A 19,139-nucleotide genomic window follows, 5' to 3' on the forward strand; every position below is an offset into this window, starting at 1 on the left:
ATTATTTTTGTCCGAGCGCTCTTAATGCCATAAGCCAGGCCATCACATGCACCGCCTGCTGAAACTCTCCGCTTTTTATAAGCTCATCAATTTCTTCCGGTTTAATACTGTAAACGTTCAGGAATTCAGTGTCATCAAGCTGCTGCCCGGAGACCTTTTTGCATCCTTTTGCCATGAAAACATATGCATAGTTATCAGCAATTGTTGCATTTGAAGGAATTGTTATGAGATGTGTCCAATCGTCCGACTCATACCCTGTCTCCTCGGTCAGTTCACGCCTTGCAGCTTCAAGTGCCTCCTCCGCTTTGCTACAATTGATGTTATCACCATTTTGTGAAAAATCTCTGTACTCTTTTCCGTCACTTCTTTCTATTCCACCAGCCGGGAACTCTGTGGTCACTTGTCTAATCCCCTGCCTGTATTGCCTTACGCAGATCAGATTCCCATCCTCATCAAAGGGTACAATTACCACATAATCTCTTCTGCTGTAGCTGTAGTAGGGCTCAAATTCAGTTCCGTCAGGGAACCTGAAGGCAGACTGTCTGAAATCAATCCACTCATTCTTAATTATGTGCTCGGTCTTAACCTCTTCCCAAATCAAATTTTTGTCGTTTTCTTTGTTGAACGGAAATTTATTCATAGTTGTTCCATCTCCTTTATTACTTTACTAATAATAGTTCAGCCATATTTTTTTGTCCATGAAGAAGCGGTTGGAGATAAATCCAACCGCTAAGACTTTCCCTTAAGTTTTACATAATCCCATGTCATGACTCGGCCAATTGCTTCCCCTTAATCCGCCACAGCGATGAACACGCCTTCATTGCATGCTGGCAGATAGACCGAATTATACATCCTCTTGTGATTGTAATTATCACGGTCGGAGAGATTGAAGTAATCGTAGACTGTAGGATCCTGGTCATCCCAGGTTACATCCACATTGTAGTAGTTATCGCCGAGCTTTATTATGTTCCAGGCATGCATCTGTCCGGCGTAGCCCGCACAGAGATAAGTCGGAACGCCAAGTCTCTGCATCAGATACTGGAACGCTTTGGCATAGCCCGCGCACACTGTATCATTTCCGACAATAGCACTATAAGCGCTCTGATCGAGGGGATTATGCTTATAGTTCAGCTTTTCCGCAAGCAAATTATGGATATAAACCTCTTTCGAAAGATCATCCGGGAGCCCGCTTGCACCTGCCACAATCTGATCAGCCGCAGCCAGGAACTGACTGTTCGCTGAAGGAATGTCCTTTATCTTATCGTAGTATCGAAGGCGAAGCTTCACAGCCACTCCCTGATAGTCATATTCCTGATAAAAAGTTGTATCAAGCCAGAAGAGCTCGGGATGATCAAGCACAACACTCATGATTATCATCTGCATCGTGTCCATTGTTACCTGCTGAACCGGTCTGAAGGCAGGATTCAAAGCTCTTGTATTCGCATATATCTGCCTGTAAAGAGATTTTCCCTCTTCACTTAGCATATTGTAATAGGGATAAAACTGCGAATCAAAGGTCAGACCCTCTCCCAGATCTCCGTAGTCCACACTGTTTATGGCTTGTCTTGCAAGCCCTTCATCATCAAGCTCAATTATCTCAGGATCAAAAGCTGCATAGCCGCTCTTTCCAACGGGAACCCCGGGAGCATAAGCCACAGCTTCCGCATTGTCTGAACCATCCGAAGAGACTGTATCTTCTGCTTTGGTCTTATTATCATCAGACTCAACAACGACATGAATTCCTTTTCCTTTGAGTACGTCAACCATAGCATCGGCAGCGTTTGCAACATCCTCAACGGTAACGTCGTTGTCTGCAGGATTATCAACCTCGGTTGCTTCAAGCTCCGCAATGGCATCAGAAATACCGGTGACTGCATTTGTAATCATGTCACCTAAACCGGAGGAAGAATTTTCTTCACTTTCAACATCGTGGGAATCAGTTTCTTCAGAATTGCCGTAGATATAGTCCCAGTCCGGGACCTCGACATAATACTTATTAGAAGTGTCCACCTGAACCTCTTCTTCATCCGCAGGCTGCAGGAGGGCACCAACCCATACCCCAATATCGGGATTTACCACGCATGCAAGAATAAAAGCAAGGCATGCAAATACTAATCCCATTAATCCGTAAGCAATGTTCTCTAATATCCTCATATCATCACATCCTTGTGAAAAATCGTTAATCCGTTAACCGAAAACGAAAGGGAGCCATAAGCCCCCTTTCACTATTATTATAGTAATTCACGCAAGATATTGATATTAAAAAAACATAAATATTCCTTTAAATATTAAAACAGTGCCGATTTTTTTAATCTGCTTATTTATACCTAAACTTCTTCACCTTAGACCATTTTCCGTACTTTGTTCCGTCATCATTCTCATTAAAAGCACGGACCCTTACATAATAGACCTTCTTCTTGGTGAGACCGGATACCTTCACATAGGTCTTCCCTTTTCCTTCATTTGTGAATTCCTGAATCTCCTCATATTCAATATCTTCATCGCTCTCGTCGTCCTCTTCCGGCATCTCGAAGTTCTTATAAGGAGAAACCTGTATCTCGTATCCCTTACAGTTTTTAGCTATACGATTCCAGGTAATCTTATAGGTCTTCTTAATCTTTGTAGCCTTAACGCCCTTTACCTTGGCAGGAGCTTTTATTTTCAGCTCTTCATCGACATCTTCGTCCTCTTCGGCATTTACCTTATCCGGACCGATAAATGTAGAAACCGGAACAGCCGTAAAGAGCATAGCTGTCGCAAGCATTGCACCAAGAACCTTAAATAGTCTCTTCCTCATAGTGTTACCTCCTCGTAAGAAATAGTAATCTACTATATATTTTGTCATTTGTATTATTGTCCTTCAACATGCAGACACTATTTGTCAATGACTATGGTTCTGGCACAAAACGTGCCTGTGTTTTTTATAAAAATATTATTTTATCTTTTTATATAAATAATAATTAAACTCTGCTCCGTCCCATCCGTAAGTCTCCTTGTCGATAAGGTCATAATGGTCACCAATGGAATCCGGTATATGATCGCGCACAAGGACGTAGTCTATAAGCCCCTCCCTGACATATCTCTCCTGTTCGAGGTAGGGATTATTTTCAGGTTCGTCAACATTAAGAGTCTGAGTCTGAAACCATCTGCAGCTTGGAACAATATCGCACAAAGTGTAAAGTCCGGCATCAAGGCACCCCACATTTAAGAGTGTCGGATTCTCTGATTCAAGAACTTCATCGCGGAATCTGTACATAAAATAGCTGTCCCTATCCACTTTCATGAAAGGAATGTTCATGGAATTATTCGCAATAAAAAGCATTGCAAGTGCTGTGCAAATAGCGGGAATAAATATCTTTCCGGAAAATCCCGCCTTTGAAACAAAATTTCCCACAAATGAAAAGCCAAGTACCGCAAAGATAGCGAGCGGCAGCGAATAATAGGGAAGGTCTCTTCCTCCTCCGAAAAATCCCAAAAACATAAAAGCAAAAAGCACCGGCACATTTAGTCTTGCAAGCATATTTATCTTGTTTTTCGAGTACTTAACTCCAAATACGCTCCAGATCATTCCAACTATAAGCGGCACAAAATACTGCCAGTCATCTCTAATCAGCCAGTACAGTGTCTTCGCCATATAGAGAAGGCGCCCCATAACTCCCGGAACTTCGCTCTCCACCTTGGTGTACACAAAAACATTTACATACACATATCCCCAGTACCACTCATAGAGACCACCCTGAATTCCAAAGTATACTATCCACGGAACAAACGGCAGAAACATCCCAAACAAAAAAACGAAACAGGCTTTTATCCCCTTCAAAAATTCACCATGTGCAAGGAATGAAAAGAACGCCAGCATCATCCATGCAAAGAAAAATCCAAGTCCGGTGAACTTGATATTCGCGATGAAGCCCGCAAGAATTCCACCATAAAAAACACTTTTAAACGGCATGACTGCCTTGTTGTAATCATTTTTAAAATATGCAAGTGAAAGGTATAAGCCCGCGGCATAGAACGGAAGGCATATCTCCTCAGCCGCTCCGCCCCACCAGAAGCTCCTGGAGCAAACAATAACCGCAAAGGTCAGTACGGCCAGGATTGCAGAAAGAACTTTTCCTTCCAAAGAGTCAGGCTTCTTCCCTGCGTCAAACAGTCTGATTATCCCGTAAAAAGCAATCACGTCCGCAAATCCGAGCACACATTCAAGTACAAATACCCCTATAAAAGTTGTATGTGAAATCAGGTAAGAAAGCCCGTAAAGAAAATACAGATACATCCCCTTCTGATCAAAGACGTCCCTATAGGGCATTTTCCCGTTGAAAATGGCCTTACCCATGGAAAAATAGCTGTTTGCATCGTCCCAGTTATTCAGAGGATACAAAAAAGACGATCTAGTTGCCAGCATAAGACATAAAACTACTGAAACTCCAAGATATATGTATATAAAAAGATTATTCTTCTTTCGCATTTTATCACTGTCTCCCATCTATGCAATTTTAGCATAATTTAAATAATCTTTTCATTTTATATTTATAAATAGCCTATTCTTCTGAATTATAATATAAACGTAATATCATTAACGAGCGCACGTGACTGAGTTATGGAAAAGATGAAGAGAATTCACAAGACCATCCTGATTGCACTTATGGTCTCATATGGATGTTTTGTGGTAAGCACCTTTGCGGGGGCTTCTCTTTTATTGACGCTTTTTTCCCCGATCACAGCCTGTCTTGCCGCTGCTGTAACTTATATCAGCGCGTATATATCTGAAGCCTACAGAAAGCATATGACGCTTCTTGGACTTGGCATACTGGCATGGGTTGCAGGGGATCTGATGACTTTCATTTTCGAGTATGTAAATCCCTCTCCCGCCATCGAAACCATCGGCTCGATATTTTTCATATTCCCAAACTATTTCTTCGGGCTGGCACTGGTATTATACTTGTTTAAAAAGCTGAACAGGTCATCACTTAACAGGATCGCATACAGCGCCTTTGCAATTACCATTATAGGTTTTGTTCTCCTTCGTAAATTCCTTGACGTTCTGCTTGGAGGAGTTTATCCAAGTCCAATACAGTACGCACGCGCTCTTATCTATATTTTTCTTAATTTCTTCATCATGATGATTCTGTTTTTCCTGCTCACCATGGTGACGGGACTATCCCTAAAAAAGGGAACCTGCTTTGTTCCTCTGGGGATTTTCCTCTATATTCTCATTGACTTTGATTACACATACAAAGAAGCGATGGGCCGGGATCCTGAGAACGTATATATGAATCTTCTCTATATGCTTTTCATGATCATGATTGCTCACGGCACATATTCACAGGCGGAATTCGGGTATTCCTTTGATATAGTCAATTATCAGCGGGGCAAAAAAAGTACAACTTTTCTCAAGGTACTGGTTTCAACCCTAGTGCTCCTTGACGGTTTCTTCTATTTTATTGGATTTTTGTCGGAAAATGAGTTTTTCTACATACTCATTGCAGTCATGGGATACTGGATAATGTCTGCGACGCATGATAATTCCATGCTTGACGAGCAGCTTTTAAAGCAGCAGAGAGAACAGAACCAGATTCTGGAAAAGCAGGTTGAAGAAAAAACAAAGGACCTTCAGTTTGCCTATGAAAACCTTCAAAAGCTTTCATCAACCGATATTCTGACAGGAATCTACAACAGACGTTACAATGCGATGTATCTTAGAAAGCTCTCCTCAGAATATGCGGCGAGCGGTCAGCGCTATGCGATTTTTGCTATAGACTTAAATCACTTCAAGCCTATCAATGACACCTACGGACATGATATGGGAGACCGCGTACTTGCAGAATTCGGCCAGAGAATGCTAGACCTTCCGAAAAATCTTATTCCTTTCAGAACCGGCGGAGACGAATTCATGATCGTAATGGAGGATGTTATCGGCAGAAAGGATGTGCTTGAGGCAGCTGAGAAGCTTCAAAAGCTTTTCAATACCCCTGTCACACTTGATACTTACAGTTTCAATCTTTCGGGAAGTATCGGAATAGCTATCTACCCCGAGGACTCCAATGATGTCAATCTCGTCGTCTCCTACGCGGATGCCGCGATGTATTCCGTAAAAAGAAGCACCATAAGGGATGATTACAAATTCTTTGACAAAGCACTGGTAGCCTCTATTGAAAAACACAGACTGCTTGAATCCATAATTAAAAAGGCTGACCCCGAGAAGGATTTCGTCCTTCACTATCAGCCTATAGTTAACATGTCCACAGGTAAGCTGCTTGGCGCTGAGGTATATCCCAGGCTTAAGCAGAATACAGATTTTGAGTATTCAATAGGCGAGCTGATTCCCATTGCGGAAGAATGTGGTCTCATGGACTCTCTCGGAAAATGGATTGTTACCGAAGCCGTAAGCCGTATGAACACATGGAACAGCAACAGGGATGAGGCTCTCAATATATCTATCAATTTGTCTGCACTTCAGCTGCTGGATACAACCTTTATAAATCATTTAAAAAAAGTCACAAAGGATATGAACTTTCCTGTTGGTAACCTTGGGCTTGATATCAGTACAAGTGTTATGCTGAGCGCCGAAGAAACCTCCAAGGAAGCCCTTCTTGATCTTTACAATTTCGGCTTTCCTCTCTGCCTCAACGACTTTGGCGGCGGAGAACTTCGTCTGTCCAACTTTTTGGACTGCACTTTCAAGGTAATAAAAATATCCCACTCTCTAGTATCACGAGCCTACAGAGATGATAATTCGCTTATACTTTTAAAATCCATTCATGCCCTGGCCCGGTCACTGGATATAATCAGCTGCGCAGTAGGCGTTGAGACCAAGGAACAAGCTGACAAGATTCGTGAAATCGGTATCAACTACGCTGAGGGATATTATTACGGTAAGCCCTGCTCAGCTGAGGAGTTTGAGGAAAATTACCTTAAGTGAGGTTGGAAATCTGTGATTTCCGTAATTTACTCCCCCGGTATATTGTAAGCAGTACAAAAAACATCGCTGTGGTTAAAGGATGAGGTCCGTTCATTAAAGACTGAGCCATATAACCAACAAGTCCAATAGTTGCATAAAGCTCAATACCCTCTAAATTTTCATTCTTAATAAGACTTCTAACAAAACTCACGATGACGCTTAAATATATTCCAAGATAAGCAATAGCACCCAAAAGTCCTGTTGTGAAAAGATATTCAAGAATATCATTGTGAGCATTTTCAATGAAATAGAATGCCCCATAAGCTTCTTCAATTTCAAAGTAATAGTCCATGGATATCGCGTCTATACATCCAGGGCCAACTCCTATAATCTGCTGTGGAAGTTCCTGAGTAAAAAAGCCATCAACTGCAATAAACCACAACAGTCCTCTTCTGTTTAGGAAGTTCATATCATAATTTTTCACAGCCCAAACAATCGCGCCAAGACAGCATAATACCGCCACTACAATATATACCCAAAATACCCGCTTAAAAATGGACTCAAGCTGTTCTTTCGAAAGCTTCATCTCAAGATACATGTGAAGCAGTAAAAGTGCAAAACATCCTCCGCCGATAATCACACCAACATATATGCCATCAGCATGAGTATTATTGAATCCATTAGTCATATATAAGGGTGCGACCAAAAGAATCATTAGAAAATAAACACGTGATGCATTTTGTTTAGTAAGTGAAATATTCAAAAAAACAAACCTCCCCAAAAAACTTTATATAAAGAATGAGACTGACAGGCTTAATAGCCCTGCCAGTCTCTTTTATACTTGTTCTTATGAAAGATGGATATTATCCTCTCTTAAACTTAACGCCCTTAGGAGCACTCTTCTGAAGCTTCTTAACAAGCTTCTTGTAGGTCTTCTTGCTTACGTCCTCAAGAACAATCTTCTTACCCTTGAAGCCCTTAAGTGCCTTAGCACTGATCTTTGATACAGGCTTGCCGTTAACTTCGCCCTTAATCTTAACAGTCTTTGCATCAGACTTAACAGCTGTAACAGTTACTTCACCATCCTTAAGCTGAACGCTCTCTTCAACGTCCTCATCCTTAACGGTAGCAACTTCACCCTTCTCGAACTTCTCCTGCTGATCCTTCTCCTGAACGGATACGCTTTCAGCCTTCAGTACTGTTGCATCAACGTTAGCTGCATTTCCGACTGCCGGTGCAGAGGTAGCAACAACTACTGCTGCAAGGGCCATTGCAATAAGTCTCTTCATAATCACATTCTCCCTTTTCATTTTATTGTATTTTTGAGCGTTTTGATTTTCAAAACATATCTATAGTACAGATTTAGCTTTTATAAAGTCAATAGTCACTATTATTATTTTATACTTTTTTTCGTATATTTAATTTCACGTTATTATATAAAATCATTTCTTTCTCTTTTTAAATTTGAACTGTCCTTTCATGCTTATTGTGTAGTTATTGCATATTTTGATATCTATAGTATATAATTATATAAACAAGGACAGCTTTATGATAGTATCCTTGAATCACTTTTCTTGGCTCCGGCTTCCTGCAACAAGCCGGAGCCGTTAAATTTTCAAGATATTTACAATCATATTTATACCGTTTCATGCATCCTTTAATATCTCACATTTGTGTTTATTGTGTTTTCTTGAAGAAACATTTCTATTAAATAATAATTAAATTCTTACCCCATAAAATTAATCTTCCCTAAAAACAGTTACTATCGTCCGTTTTTTCATTCTGAATGCTACTTTGTACGTCTTACTACGAAAACGTTCTCTCCTTTATATCTTTCGTATAGCTATTGTTTGCGATGATAAAGAAAGGAGATTTCGTTTATGAATTATAACAAAATTAAAGAAATACTCTTTAAACGAGGAAAACTCGGGAAAGCCATTATCCATGCGATGCATACTACAGAAACCTATAAGTATGTAAGAGATGAACTTGATTATCTCCAGCACTCTCGCAATCTCCTACGTGATGAGCTTCTTGCAGCCTATGAGTTTCTGGAAAGATATGATTTGTTTGAGATTTTCCTGGATGATAAGGAAGGTCTGATTTAAAGCAAAAGTAGAGCCGGCGCTTGACGCGCCGGCTCATCTCATCTTAGTTTTTTTCAGCCACTTCCCAGCCTATAAGTTTTCGACTTTCAGAATCAAATGATACGCCTATCTTGTATAGCTTTCTGGAATCAGCGACAAACGGAAGAGCATAATCCTTTGTATCTATCTGCTTTAATGCTGCCTCAGCAGAACCATCCCTCTTAAATTCAAACAGATATATATAATCAGATGTTTCAACTTTACAATCTATACGACCGGTATATGTATGCATCTCGCACTGCACAATCTTCCCAAGCAAAGTAAACACCAAATAGATAACCGATTGAAAATAATGTTCAAATGGATCATCTTTGATAGTGTATGTAATATTTGCGAACAGTGCAGTAAGAAAATCTTTGATATTCTCGAGCTTTCCGCTCTCGATATACTCATCTAAAGTAAATATATCCAGTCCATTCCCGGCATTTGCTTTGGGGACATAAGCCGGCATAAGGTTTTCCATAAAACTGTACTTAACTTCTTCATTTGGAAAGCACAGCGTATATCTTTTCTTTACCTTATCATAATCAGCAATTGTAAGATATCCCGTTTGATATAACAGCGGAACAAGATCTAAAGTGTCACCGGTATAATCTTTCAGAGCAGCTTCATTTGTATATATAGTATTATTAGTAAATTTTCTAAGATCAAACCCTCTTTCCTTAATCTGATGAATCAAAAAAGTGGGGGTACCTGTCTCAAACCAATATGCTCCAAAGTCTTTTGCGAACAAAGCAGACAGTACACTATAAGGGTTATAAATTCCTTCTCCTGACAAATGAAAATGATATCCGTCATAATTCATTTTCAAAGCATTAAAACACTCTTCTTCAGTTAGTTCCTGATACTTGGCAAGCGTCTCTATCTCAGGCCAAAAAGTATCGCGAATCTCTTTGCCTGTAAGCCCACACAGAGCGGCATAATCTCTATCTAAAGATATATCCCGAAGCTGATTTAAGTCACTAAAAATACTAACCTTATGAAATTTTGATACTCCGGTTATAAAAATGAAGTGTATAGATTCATCAGCTTTTTTAAGGCGGCTAAAAAACCCCTTGAAAACATCCTTTATATGATTTTGAAGTTCCTTATGATCAAGCGTATCCAGAAGAGGTTTGTCATACTCATCTATAAGAACAACACATCTTCTCCCGGTCTTTTCTACCGCAAGTTCAAGTACCTTCTGAAATCGGTCTCCTAATGTACGCTGATTATACTGCGTCCCATACACCTCTTCCCAATCGGAAAGCATTCCATCCAAAACAGTTTCGATAGATGTTTCATTATAGTTTTCACCATTAAAATCGAAGTAAAAAACAGGATACTCCGCCCATGCATCCTCATTATTTTTTTCAAGTTCCTCTATCTCCAAACCTGTGAAGAGTTCCTTTTTCCCTTCCCAATAGGCCTTCATAGCAGAAAGTAGCAAGCTTTTTCCGAATCTCCTTGGTCTGCTAAGGAAATAGGGTACATTATTATGCGCCAACTTATAAATGTATTTTGTCTTATCTACATATAAGAAATTGTCGGTGCGTAATTTCTCAAACCCCTGTATTCCTACCGGAAGTTTCCTCTCCATGGCAGATTTCCTCCAAAACATTCCTGTTTCTGTTTAATATTGTTAAGTATATAATAATCCTACCATAGCAGAGAATATTTGTTAATCCGACATCACATACATGCCTCTCCATCATCAAACCACATTTATCTCAAGCTTGAATTTCTTTTCAATCTCGTGAAGATATCTCTCATTTTTGCAGGCAACTGCCAGAAGAGGCGCGTACACATCTCTTCCGCTGATATTGAACATATAAGGATACTCTTCAAAATGTTCTTTATACTGCGTTACAAAATCAAGAATACCTCGTTGAATCTCCGCAACGCCGTCAGGATCTACATCCCTTTTGCCAAAGCGCATGGTAATATCCAGCGCCGCATCATAAATATCATCGACGCCCTTCCTCTCATCTCCTTCATAGAATCCCACAAACTGCGGATTATCCGATGACAAAAGAAGCTCCCAGAACACATTGTAGCCCTTGTCCGGATCATGCTTCTTAAGAAGATCTCGGTTATGGGACTGCGAGTACAGGTACGCCACCATACGACCTGATTGAAGGAACGGCTCCGCAGCGTCAGGCTCTGCATTGTATACAGTATTCGTCCCGGCAACAATACCTCTGACATCACATCCCAGATTCCACGCTTCACCTGATAGCCTGTATAAAGCCATGGTACCGCTGCCTGCCCAGCCTATATCAACTGCTGCTGCCCGCGAGCATCCTAAGAGCTTAGTCTTATAGTAACATCCTGCTGCCCTTACCTGAGAATCATAAACAGCTCTGACCTCATCCCATTTTGATTCGATAAAACTGCGCAAAATAGAGCTATTCTTATCAGTAAGCTCATCGCCGGCATTAATAGAAGGCGGCAACTCTCCTGCAAGCTCATCAAGTTCCATCGAGCCCAGGATGTCCTTAATCGAATACCCCTGATTTACTTTATGGAAATTTATAGTGACAAGCTCCAACTCCGCGTGCTAGACTTAACTCAGATAGAGTTAGCAACCAAAGAAGACAAAGCCTACAACATCGATTATTGGGCCAGACTCTTCACCGCCAAAACATGGGAGGAACTGAATATGTTAGCTTCCGAAAAAGATATATTAAAAGAGGCCTCTGAAACAGTTTATTCTCTTTCCCAAGAAGAAAAAATCCGGCTGCAATGCCTTGCGCGCGAGGATTACTATCGCACTCAGAACGATGTTCGTATCTTCTATCAAAAACAGCTTGATGAAAAAGATGCTGAAATCGAAGCCCTTCGACAGCAAAAAGATTCTGCCATCAAAGATATCATGAGTCAAAAAGATGCTGAAATCGAAGCCCTAAAAAAGCAGATTGAAGATTTAAAGAACAAACAATAAGCATTTTCTTTACACCTCACCTTGTAAAATGTGAGGTGTTTCTACTTTTCCTCTGTATTCTCCCCACTCCTTTTAGACAGCGCATTCAAATACCCCGCCGTCACAATACCGGAAGGCAGCGCTACAATAGCTATTCCAAACACAGACGAAAACATCGCCACAGTCCTACCCACAGTAGTCACCGGATAAATATCTCCATATCCCACTGTTGTCAAAGAGACTGTTGCCCAATATATAGCATCAAAAAAAGTCTTGAAAGATTCAGGCTCCACACTGAAAACCACCAATACAGAAACAAACACGTACCCCACCGCCAAGGATGCCACTTCAAGTAATGCCCTCTTTGACTCCTTCATAACAGCTACCAGGATCTCCATACTACCTGAATACCTGATCGTACGAAAAATCCTAAACATTCTCAGGGTTTTAATAAATCGGAAAATGCGAAGAATTCTCAGGCTCTTATCCAAATATGTAATAAATGGAAGAATTGAAAGAAGGTCAATAATGGCCATCGGTGTAAATGGATATTTGATAAAAGATGTAACACTTTTCTTCCCCAATTTGTAATCAGCAGTAATCCACCTAAGAATATAATCAATGATAAAGACTATGCTTCTCTTGAACATTGTTGAGAATACCAGTGTCATGACAAGCATATACAGAAGTGGGCTAAGGACGCTCCACAAGATTCCCAGATAAGATCTGGCATATTTTCTCTTGATTTCTCTCCCCGTAAGCTCCCTGATTACAAACCAGTACTGCTTTAAATCTCCCATACTTTCCTCACAAAAAACTTTCTATAGTACTTTAATGATGCAATTATGCACTAATGTACCTATTTAGTATATAACTATACTATAGAACCGTCAAATGGTGTTTTTGACACAATAGTGCATTTCCGGAGTCATTTCCTGAGGCAGTACAAAATTCGTAAAAAGGGCATAAAAAACTCCTGACATAAAGCATTTTCATACTTTACATCAGGATTTATCCTTTTTACTTTTCATTTATCTATTACTTATTTTTCGGAAGAAGCATATTTTTTTATAGTGTTCAAGCCTTTCAGGATAGTTTTGCTTTAATATCTGTGAAAGAGCGGTATCTGCACTCTTGTTGTATTTTAGTTCTATTAACATCGCAGGTTTATCCGGATATTTAGGCGATGGAATATATGCAATATCCGCATAGCCGGGATAGAATTTAATCGTATATCCCTTTCCCCATGCAGCATTTCTTGAATTTCTTGCCGCTCCCGCATGGACAGGGATCATTTCTTCCAATCTTGGGCTTATCACGGACTATCGGCTTTTGAGGAATGAAGAGGTCATCATCCCAGTCACGTAATGGATCGTCATCAATTCCATGAATGAATAAATCATCGTCATCATGAAAGGGCAAGTCTGATTCAAAGTAATCCGGTACTCTCCCCTTCTTTATCATGTTCTGCATTCTGTTGACTTCCGTAGATAGTTCAGGCGCCAGTTTCTTTATTCTTCCAAGAAGAAATTCGGTGCGTTCCTTTTTGCCAACTGCCATAAAGAAATCCACGAAGCTCGCCATAACTTCCAGATTGTCCGGGTACTTTGCAAGTATTTTTTCTGCCCGCTCTGCAAATTCTTCCTTGTGCGTCTTCATCTCATCCGTAACACGAAGCTCATATAATTCCCATTGTATGTCCTCCGGAAGGTACATAAGATGTGCCTTCGCACCCTTACTCTTTTTACCGGTTGTTGCAAAGGATGACACCGGAAGTTCCTGCGGGCGCTGCCCTGTGAGCTTGTAATACTCATATCTTGAATAACCCTTTAAGTGAGGAAGTCCGGTATCCATCACGCAGGCTATACTCTTATGCCAGTACTCCGAAAGCATGAAATAATTATTGATCGGATATATCTCACACAGTTCCTCAAATAGAAATCCCGCATCACAGCCATTAAGTACGCAGCGATAGAGATAATCCATATGCTCACTTGTTTCTCTGTCTTCAAGTTCAAAGGCATGTTCAAACAGCATACCCATATCAGCCCATGCATAATAGATGTCTGCCATATCCCGAGATACTATCTGAGCGTCTGTACTTGTAAAAGTCTTGTAATCAATGTCGCTTCCAAGTTTCAGTTTCCGATATTCAATGATAGACTGCGCATCAAGCCCCGGCATTACAACGTGGGATTCACCGCTAAGATAATCTGTGCAAGTCTGAAGCACTGTGGGCATGGTAAGATGAAGATAGGTTTTTACGGTAACGTCTTTTTCATCTGCCTTTATCCCATAAATTTGGTTCATTGTCGGCGCGATTTTGTCTATCTCAAATATGCCATAAGCCATGATAATTCCGCCCATTCGTCTATCAAAATCGCCAAGCTCTCTATATATCTTTCTCCCGGATTTCTTATAAAGCTCCCTTACAGGCTCAATGATCTCACCCGCATCCTCTGCAAGCTTAATTTGTGCCTTGTTACCTTTCTCCTTGACTTCAAGAATCCCCATAAGGATGCTGATCATGATAGTATCCATTATTTCATCAGGTGCAAAGCCATCGAATTTAAAAATGTCTGTTTTACTATCATATATGTCAAAAAGTGTTTCCAGCTCATCCTGGTGGTACAGGTACATAAAATATTCCGGATGCTCTTTTAATTCATTAACGATTTTTCTTATTCTCTCGAGCTTTGTAGTACCGCTCTTATCGGGAATCTGCATGTATTTGATGTAGTTCTTGATATCTATGTCACGCAGATTAAGCATCAGATCCTGAATCTGATGCCTGGATTTTTCTATTGTCACATCTGTCCATTTGTCATAATCAAAAAGAGTCTTAACCTTCTTGTCGCCGTTGTTTGTCTGGTCCATGAATTCGTAGTAGTTGTCCACATTTTCATCGCCATAAGTGTGGCGAAGAGTTTTGTCAAAAGTCTCCTTGGCATCAGCAACGGCTTTCAATGTATTTCCAATATCCTTAATAGCCTTCTCAAGTTTCTTCTGCTGTTCTTTACTCACAATGTAATCTCTGTTTTTGGGAGCGCTTACCTGATCAAGATTTATATTTCCGCGGGAACTCATAGTTTTGTATAGGAGATTCTCTTCACTAACAGGCTTTATTTTCTTTTTTGTTTTTTTGTATCTTGATAATTCCTGATTGACCAGTTCCATATCGTATGGTCCGTTACTCTGTTCATTGAACCATTCCTTAATTTCATCATGCTCAGGATCTTTGGGGTCATCGAGAGTCTCAAGCATCTGATAATAGCCCCATATACCGCCGCAGTCTTCGGGAGGAGTATCTCCCTTAAATTTAATTACCATCGGATAGTCATACTCATAATCTTTGATAATCTTCTCGATTTGAACAGTATGATACCAGTCATCTCCAAAATCATATAGATATGTAAAAGACTTTGTATCTTCAAAAAACTCATCAATGATATATTCTGATGAGTCCAAAACATCCATATCCCATCCGCCATCAAATTCATCAGCCTGCTCAAGGAGCCTTACTCCCTGATTGCCAAATGTATACTCACTAAGGTGTCCTTCCCACCATCCCATTACTTTATGTATAACCACCGTCAGCTGTGAAAAGCTAAGTCCTGCTGGTACTATACATCTGCGCCAGATTGGCGGTTTTGAATTTTTGATTGTGATTTTAAGCTGATATGCTTTCATTAAGATTTATTTCTCCGATCTGTTAATTCAAGAACGCAATCTATTCGTCCTGTAAAGGTATGCATCTCACATACTCCGGCATCAAGCTCTGCATGAATCCATATTTAACTTCCTCATTTGGAAAAGCTAGTGTATACTCCCTCGCCTCCCTGATGAAAATGGTATCCATCATAGTTCTTCTTAAGAGCCGCAAGGCACTCCTCTTCCTTCATCAGCTGTTTTCAAAAGGTTATTAAACCTTTGGGACAAGGTATTATCTCCTTTTGAAATGCAGTATGTTTCTTCCCATCCTGTCAGCAAAAAAGATATTGCCCTTTCTAAAGCGCCTGGGTCTGCTCAAAAAGTAAGGGACATTATTATGCACCAGTTTATATACTAATTCTGTTTTATCAACATACAAGAAATTATCTGTTCTTAATTTAACAAATCCCTGTATTCCAACAGGCAATTTTCTAATCACAGTTTTTATCCTCCAGGTGTAATAATCCACATTTTTCTGCAATCACTAATATTATACAAAACAGGCATAACTACTGCAATCGGCACGATTAGTGAAATGATTTTTTTGAGTATATAAAAAATGTAGTAAAGAAAAATGGGGCTGTCGCACTAAGTGAGGTGACCCTTTGTAGTGCTAAAAGTCTTGATTAACACAAAGACCAGGCTTCGAAAAGCCTGGTCTTTGCTGTAAAATATATTTATGCTACTAAATAAAATCTTACAAGGAAATTATAGCCTTTCTTCCTTAAATCATCAAATAAAACTTCCGCTAGTATGGCATCCATTGTATATATAGTTCAATAATTGGCACAATCGTAATTTGAGCCGTTTTTTATGAATCTCTAGTATATATTTCAGGAAAATGTGTATTATTAGTATGTAATTAGATTGGCTGCATGCGACATACTATTTTAAAGGAGAACTCGAATGAATATTACCGAAGAGATTGGAAACCGTGTTCGATTTTACAGAAAAGAGAAGAACCTTAGCCAGGAGGAGCTTGCATTGCAAAGCGATCTTCATCCTTCATATATCGGTCAGCTTGAGAGGGGTGTAAAAACTCCCTCCGTCAACACTATTTATAAAATCACAAAAGCTCTTGATATTTCAATGTCTGATTTCATGAAGAATATAGAGACAATTGATACAGCAGAGGATTCCTACGCTATGAAATCCTATTTGCTTATCGAGCAGGAAGCTGCTCACGATCAGAGAGCGATTTTTGAGATTGTTGAAAAAATATTGTCCATGAGACCAAAGAAACCAAATCAGTAACTATATAAACTGCGTATGCAGCTGAAAAAACTCCTGCCACTGATGAATATCGGCAGGAGCTTTTTTGTCCCCTCATCCGTCTGCTGCGCAGACACCTGTCTACGCTCCGCTTCGGTCCGCGCTAAGCCGACGTCCCCCGGACGTCGAGCGCCCCCAAAGGGGGAGGGCTTTAGTCATTCATTCTGATACTTATCAATAATCTTATTAAGCTCGTGATATGGATTATCAATGAGCTTTATCTCATCATTAAATTCCAGGAGTTTATCTTCCTCTGAATTCCACTTTGGCCATTCGGGTATGTTTATTGTTCCAGAAGAATCACTTCCCTTATTAGGGTCTCCTGTCTTGGCGAAATTGGTCCAGTAGGTCTGCATGATCTCTGAAAGTTCGTAGTCACTATCATTATACATCCCCGGATGGTAGAACAGGTTGCCATAAGCGTAGGGCATCTCACCCGCATGGTTATTACTAAGGTAGGGATTCGTCTTAGTGAAGAAATACTGGTATACATCCCTGCCCTGTGCTTCCATGTATCTGCTCCATACATTGTGGCTGTAGGAAAACCATGCATCACTGTATATGAAATTAAGGCTGCCCTTCGCATCCCCTTTGGGATCAATGATGAAATACTTATCTCTTTCTACGGCTCCGGGCGGAATAAGCTCTGCTGCCTCTCCTGCGTAGTCTCCAAGTATATCCGTCAGAATCTCCTCGTAATTTTCAGAGGTTGCCTTTGTCGAAAGCAAAAATGCGTCAGCCTCTTTTAGATTCGATCCGTTTAAAAGCGCCTGCTCGTGGTTTTCGCCCTTTTCATAAGTAAGGTATGGTTGCTCGGCAATCGCATATCCGTCCACACACATATCACTGTTCTGAGTCTTTGTCGTAATAAGTTTTTCCGCATCTATTTTCCTGAGTTCTGCAACATTTTTCGCGCCGAACTCCTTCAAGATTTCATCTCCTGTTTCCAGAGCCTCGGACATATCTCTGAAGGTGTGGTAGGGCTTCTTAGCTGCTATTCCGCTGCTCTCAGCAATAGCTCTTACAAATAATCCTTTTGTAAGCGGTGATGCGCACAGCGCCTGAACTGAAGAAGATCCCGCAGATTCTCCGGCAATGGTTATGTTATCAGGGTCACCACCAAAGGATCCGATGTTTTCATGAACCCACTCCAGTGCCTTTATCTGATCAAGGAGTCCGTAATCGCCTGTCGTATGGTTCACTGATTCCGCAGCCAACTCATCATTTGCCATGTAGCCCAATATACCCAGACGATAAGCGAAGTTTACAAGGATAACCCCTTTCTTTGCAAAGCTCTCTCCGCGGTATTCAGTGTAGTAGGACTGACCTGTTGTGAGCGAACCGCCATGAATAAAGAAAACTACCGGCAGCGGCTCACCGCTATAATCCGCAGGTCTGAATACATTCAAGTACAGACAGTCCTCACTCATAGCATCCCTGTACTGATCTGTTAATGAAAATCTGTAATCGTTAGTTCCAAGTATCTGCGACAAGGATGAGTAAAGTTCAGAAGAACTTGGCTGCATTGCCATGGGGCCGTAGGTGTCACAAATCCTCACCCCTGCCCAGCTATCCGGATCCTGCGGCTCCTTCCACCTAAGGTCTCCCACAGGCGGCTTGGCATAGGGAATTCCGGCGAAAATCTCTGCACTGTGATCCTCATTATAAACACCTGAAATATCTCCCTGAGCCACATGAATCACCGCTGTCTGCTCGGGATTTTTGTAGGTAACTGCGGAAATTCTTTTTACAGGGGGTGAAGTAAGTTTATAGTTTACTGCAAAAAGCATAAGAAGTATTACTACTGCTCCTATCGCAGTGCGAACATCCCACTTGCCACTCTTTTTCATGAACATTCTGATGCAGAACAATGCCGCTGCCAGTATTATTCCAACAGCCCAGCCAAGAAGGGTGTTCTTTGAGAGCTCAAGCAGAAGTATATAAAGTATTGTGATTATTACAATTAGTATGCTGTATGCCATATTTCAATTGCCTTTCAATAATATTTAAATGAACCTGGCCAATTATTGCCATATCCCTATTATCCTGATTGTAAATTAGTTCTTTTTACTATTTTGCATTTAGATTGCGCACAATCTATTTCTATACCTTACATGAATTTCCCCTATTTGTCAATTTCATATACTTCTTTTCGCAATTATACTCTTTATATCATTTTGTTACTCTTTTTAGCCTGTTTTCAAGA

General features: G+C 40.5%; 17 protein-coding genes. 4 read left to right on the forward strand and 13 right to left on the reverse strand.

Going from position 1 to position 19,139, the window contains the following annotated elements; translation table 11 throughout:
* Nucleotide 1: 1 nt before the first annotated feature.
* The 4 genes from G630_RS0104650 to G630_RS0104665 form a co-directional block, all read right to left on the reverse strand.
* Entirely contained in the window at nucleotides 2–640 is a 639-nt protein-coding gene (locus G630_RS0104650; protein WP_022760707.1) for an NUDIX hydrolase, read from the reverse strand.
* A 149-nt stretch (nucleotides 641–789) separates the two neighbouring features.
* A complete protein-coding gene (locus G630_RS0104655; RefSeq protein ID WP_026497898.1) occupies nucleotides 790–2,154 on the reverse strand; it encodes a transglutaminase domain-containing protein in 1,365 nt (454 codons plus the stop codon).
* Nucleotides 2,155–2,317: 163 nt separating this feature from the next.
* Nucleotides 2,318–2,797 (reverse strand): fibronectin type III domain-containing protein, encoded by a 480-nt coding sequence (locus tag G630_RS0104660; protein WP_026497899.1) that lies wholly within the window; start codon nucleotides 2,795–2,797, stop codon nucleotides 2,318–2,320.
* A gap of 135 nt (nucleotides 2,798–2,932) precedes the next feature.
* Nucleotides 2,933–4,468, reverse strand: a complete 1,536-nt coding sequence (locus tag G630_RS0104665) for a hypothetical protein (protein WP_026497900.1) — start codon at nucleotides 4,466–4,468, stop codon at nucleotides 2,933–2,935.
* Nucleotides 4,469–4,600: 132 nt separating this feature from the next.
* On the opposite strand from G630_RS0104665, the gene G630_RS0104670 reads away from it, so the two are divergent.
* Nucleotides 4,601–6,922 carry a putative bifunctional diguanylate cyclase/phosphodiesterase gene (locus G630_RS0104670; protein ID WP_081667795.1) on the forward strand — a complete coding sequence of 774 codons (2,322 nt, stop codon included), beginning with the start codon at nucleotides 4,601–4,603 and terminating at the stop codon, nucleotides 6,920–6,922.
* Here the strand turns inward: G630_RS0104670 and G630_RS0104675 are convergent.
* Entirely contained in the window at nucleotides 6,915–7,664 is a 750-nt protein-coding gene (locus G630_RS0104675) for an O-antigen ligase family protein (protein ID WP_026497902.1), read from the reverse strand. The genes G630_RS0104670 and G630_RS0104675 overlap by 8 nt on opposite strands.
* Nucleotides 7,665–7,764: 100 nt before the next feature.
* On the reverse strand, nucleotides 7,765–8,190 hold the full coding sequence (locus G630_RS0104680) for a hypothetical protein (protein ID WP_026497903.1): 426 nt from the start codon (nucleotides 8,188–8,190) through the stop codon (nucleotides 7,765–7,767).
* A 591-nt stretch (nucleotides 8,191–8,781) separates the two neighbouring features.
* Here G630_RS0104680 and G630_RS0104685 point away from each other — a divergent pair.
* Complete coding sequence (locus tag G630_RS0104685) at nucleotides 8,782–9,009, forward strand: hypothetical protein (protein ID WP_026497904.1); 228 nt, start codon at nucleotides 8,782–8,784, stop codon at nucleotides 9,007–9,009.
* 43 nt (nucleotides 9,010–9,052) lie between these two features.
* On the opposite strand, the gene G630_RS0104690 is transcribed toward G630_RS0104685, so the two are convergent.
* Together G630_RS0104690 and G630_RS0104695 are read right to left on the reverse strand one after the other, a co-directional pair.
* Entirely contained in the window at nucleotides 9,053–10,627 is a 1,575-nt protein-coding gene (locus tag G630_RS0104690; protein WP_049946089.1) for an ATP-binding protein, read from the reverse strand.
* Nucleotides 10,628–10,741: 114 nt separating this feature from the next.
* A complete protein-coding gene (locus G630_RS0104695) occupies nucleotides 10,742–11,509 on the reverse strand; it encodes a hypothetical protein (RefSeq protein ID WP_026497906.1) in 768 nt (255 codons plus the stop codon).
* A gap of 42 nt (nucleotides 11,510–11,551) precedes the next feature.
* Between G630_RS0104695 and G630_RS0104700 the strand changes: the two genes are divergently transcribed.
* Nucleotides 11,552–11,971: a hypothetical protein gene (locus G630_RS0104700; RefSeq protein ID WP_026497907.1), complete on the forward strand. Its 420-nt coding sequence runs from the start codon at nucleotides 11,552–11,554 to the stop codon at nucleotides 11,969–11,971.
* 41 nt (nucleotides 11,972–12,012) lie between these two features.
* Here G630_RS0104700 and G630_RS20715 read toward each other — a convergent pair whose 3' ends face one another.
* The 4 genes from G630_RS20715 to G630_RS20725 form a co-directional block, all read right to left on the reverse strand.
* A complete protein-coding gene (locus tag G630_RS20715; protein WP_049946090.1) occupies nucleotides 12,013–12,750 on the reverse strand; it encodes an ion transporter in 738 nt (245 codons plus the stop codon).
* Between the two features lie 231 nt (nucleotides 12,751–12,981).
* On the reverse strand, nucleotides 12,982–13,254 hold the full coding sequence (locus tag G630_RS25660; RefSeq protein ID WP_155831937.1) for a hypothetical protein: 273 nt from the start codon (nucleotides 13,252–13,254) through the stop codon (nucleotides 12,982–12,984).
* The gene (locus G630_RS25665; RefSeq protein WP_049946091.1) at nucleotides 13,175–15,640 is read right to left on the reverse strand and encodes an IS1096 element passenger TnpR family protein; all 2,466 of its coding nucleotides are present in this window, start codon (nucleotides 15,638–15,640) and stop codon (nucleotides 13,175–13,177) included. The genes G630_RS25660 and G630_RS25665 overlap by 80 nt, the downstream gene beginning before the upstream one ends.
* A gap of 253 nt (nucleotides 15,641–15,893) precedes the next feature.
* Nucleotides 15,894–16,100 (reverse strand): AAA family ATPase, encoded by a 207-nt coding sequence (locus G630_RS20725; RefSeq protein WP_196805751.1) that lies wholly within the window; start codon nucleotides 16,098–16,100, stop codon nucleotides 15,894–15,896.
* Between the two features lie 467 nt (nucleotides 16,101–16,567).
* Between G630_RS20725 and G630_RS20730 the strand changes: the two genes are divergently transcribed.
* Entirely contained in the window at nucleotides 16,568–16,915 is a 348-nt protein-coding gene (locus tag G630_RS20730; protein ID WP_044958680.1) for a helix-turn-helix domain-containing protein, read from the forward strand.
* 173 nt (nucleotides 16,916–17,088) lie between these two features.
* Here the strand turns inward: G630_RS20730 and G630_RS0104730 are convergent, their stop codons facing one another.
* Nucleotides 17,089–18,915 (reverse strand): carboxylesterase/lipase family protein, encoded by a 1,827-nt coding sequence (locus tag G630_RS0104730; protein ID WP_026497908.1) that lies wholly within the window; start codon nucleotides 18,913–18,915, stop codon nucleotides 17,089–17,091.
* Between the last annotated feature and the right edge of the window lie 224 nt (nucleotides 18,916–19,139).

This window comes from Butyrivibrio sp. WCD2001, assembly GCF_000424485.1.
GTDB lineage: Bacteria > Bacillota > Clostridia > Lachnospirales > Lachnospiraceae > Butyrivibrio.

What these genes read in the sequence shown, in the direction of transcription:
- G630_RS0104650 (WP_022760707.1), bottom strand. Translation starts at nt 640, where the DNA reads ATGAATAAATTTCCGTTCAACAAAGAAAACGACAAAAATTTGATTTGG.
- G630_RS0104655 (WP_026497898.1), bottom strand. Translation starts at nt 2,154, where the DNA reads ATGAGGATATTAGAGAACATTGCTTACGGATTAATGGGATTAGTATTT.
- G630_RS0104660 (WP_026497899.1), bottom strand. Translation starts at nt 2,797, where the DNA reads ATGAGGAAGAGACTATTTAAGGTTCTTGGTGCAATGCTTGCGACAGCT.
- G630_RS0104665 (WP_026497900.1), bottom strand. Translation starts at nt 4,468, where the DNA reads ATGCGAAAGAAGAATAATCTTTTTATATACATATATCTTGGAGTTTCA.
- G630_RS0104670 (WP_081667795.1), top strand. Translation starts at nt 4,601, where the DNA reads ATGGAAAAGATGAAGAGAATTCACAAGACCATCCTGATTGCACTTATG.
- G630_RS0104680 (WP_026497903.1), bottom strand. Translation starts at nt 8,190, where the DNA reads ATGAAGAGACTTATTGCAATGGCCCTTGCAGCAGTAGTTGTTGCTACC.
- G630_RS0104685 (WP_026497904.1), top strand. Translation starts at nt 8,782, where the DNA reads ATGAATTATAACAAAATTAAAGAAATACTCTTTAAACGAGGAAAACTC.
- G630_RS0104690 (WP_049946089.1), bottom strand. Translation starts at nt 10,627, where the DNA reads ATGGAGAGGAAACTTCCGGTAGGAATACAGGGGTTTGAGAAATTACGC.
- G630_RS0104695 (WP_026497906.1), bottom strand. Translation starts at nt 11,509, where the DNA reads ATGGAACTTGATGAGCTTGCAGGAGAGTTGCCGCCTTCTATTAATGCC.
- G630_RS0104700 (WP_026497907.1), top strand. Translation starts at nt 11,552, where the DNA reads ATGGAAATTTATAGTGACAAGCTCCAACTCCGCGTGCTAGACTTAACT.
- G630_RS20715 (WP_049946090.1), bottom strand. Translation starts at nt 12,750, where the DNA reads ATGGGAGATTTAAAGCAGTACTGGTTTGTAATCAGGGAGCTTACGGGG.
- G630_RS25665 (WP_049946091.1), bottom strand. Translation starts at nt 15,640, where the DNA reads ATGAAAGCATATCAGCTTAAAATCACAATCAAAAATTCAAAACCGCCA.
- G630_RS20730 (WP_044958680.1), top strand. Translation starts at nt 16,568, where the DNA reads ATGAATATTACCGAAGAGATTGGAAACCGTGTTCGATTTTACAGAAAA.
- G630_RS0104730 (WP_026497908.1), bottom strand. Translation starts at nt 18,915, where the DNA reads ATGGCATACAGCATACTAATTGTAATAATCACAATACTTTATATACTT.